Annotated in this window: 1 protein-coding gene; it reads right to left on the bottom strand. The window is 67.3% G+C overall.

Annotation, left to right across the window (positions count from 1 at the left end):
• Window positions 1-25: 25 nt before the first annotated feature.
• Window positions 26-1,327 (bottom strand): ISL3 family transposase, encoded by a 1,302-nt coding sequence (locus ACWDKQ_RS36155; protein ID WP_450143238.1) that lies wholly within the window; start codon window positions 1,325-1,327, stop codon window positions 26-28.
• Window positions 1,328-1,413: the final 86 nt, after the last annotated feature.

Here is a 1,413-nt window from a genome sequence, read left to right as displayed (position 1 = left end):
GGCTCTTCTGCTGCTTCCGTGGGTGTCAGGTTCGTCCGGGGAGGGTGGGTGGGTGGCCGCCGAGGGCGAGCATGACGAGAGCGATGAGGGCTTCGGGTGAGCGGAATCCGAAAGCGATACGGGTGAGCAGGCGGATTTTGGTGTTGGTGGACTCGATGAGTCCTTGTGAGAGGCCGTGTTCGAGGGCGGCGTCGATGGCGGCGCGGTGTTTGGTGATCTTGCGGGCGAGGTCGATGAAGACGCGGATCTGGCAGCGCCGGGCCCAGCTGACCCATTTGTCGAGGGCTTGTTTGCCTTGCTCGCCTTTGACTTTGAAGACGTGCCGGAGTCCTTCTTTGAGGAGGTAGGCGCGGTGCAGGCGGGGATCGGTGGTGGCGATCCAGTCCAGCTTCGCCTGCTGGTTTTCCGTGAGGTCTTCAGGGTTTTTCCACAGCGCGTACCGGGAGTCTTTGAGCTTCTTCGCTTTCTCCGAACCCGGGCGGGCCGGGGAGTCAGCCTTGGGGCGCCCGCGGCCGCGTTTGCCTTCAGTGCGGGCCAGGGCACGGGCGTCGTTCCAGGCCCGTCGCCGTTCGGCATCGAGTGCTTCGGTGGCCCAGGCCACGATGTGGAAAGGGTCGGCGCAGCGGATCGCGTTCGGGGCGCGGCGGGCCACGGTGTCGGCGATCCACGCCGCCGCATCAGCGGACACATGCGTGATCTCAGCGGCACGCTCGTCGCCGAGGGCGTCGAAAAAACGGTTCAGCGTCGCGGAATCACGCCCCGGAGCGGCCCACACCACCCGCCCGGTGTCGTGATCCACCACCACCGTCAGATAGCGATGATGCTTCTTGTAGGAGATCTCATCGATCCCGATCCGCCGCAACCCACCGAACCGGTCACTCTGGGCTTCAGCATCAGCCCACACCCGGGCCACGATCGCACCCACGGTGCGCCAGGCGATCCGCATCAGCTCACACGCCGCGGCTTTCGAGCACCGCACCGCCAGCCACGCCACCGTGTCGTCGAAAGCCAAGGTGTGCCCGGCACCGTGGCGCGCCCACGGCAGCCGCGCCACGGTAGGCCCGTGCTCACGGCAGCGCACCCGCGGCGCTTCGGCCTCCAGCCAGACCTGAATGGTGCCCAGGTCCAGGGCCCGCCACCGGCGCCGTCCCTCACCCCGGTCATACCGCCCGGACAGGCGCCCACACCACCCACAGCGAGCCCGCCCACGCCGACGCGGGCGCACGTGCACCACCACCACTTCGGCGGTCTCGTCGAACTCCACATCCTCGATCACCGTGCGCCTGTCGACGCCCACCAGAGCACGCCATAAACTGGCTTTCGGCACGCCGTTCTCCGTCCCTCGGTTCCTGACCTTCGACAAGCCAGAAACCTAGACGAAGCAACGGCGTGCCCCCGTCTCCGGGCCCAAAA

The sequence above is a fragment of the Saccharopolyspora sp. NPDC000995 genome (assembly GCF_053599315.1).
This window is presented reverse-complemented; position numbering and strand designations above follow the sequence as displayed.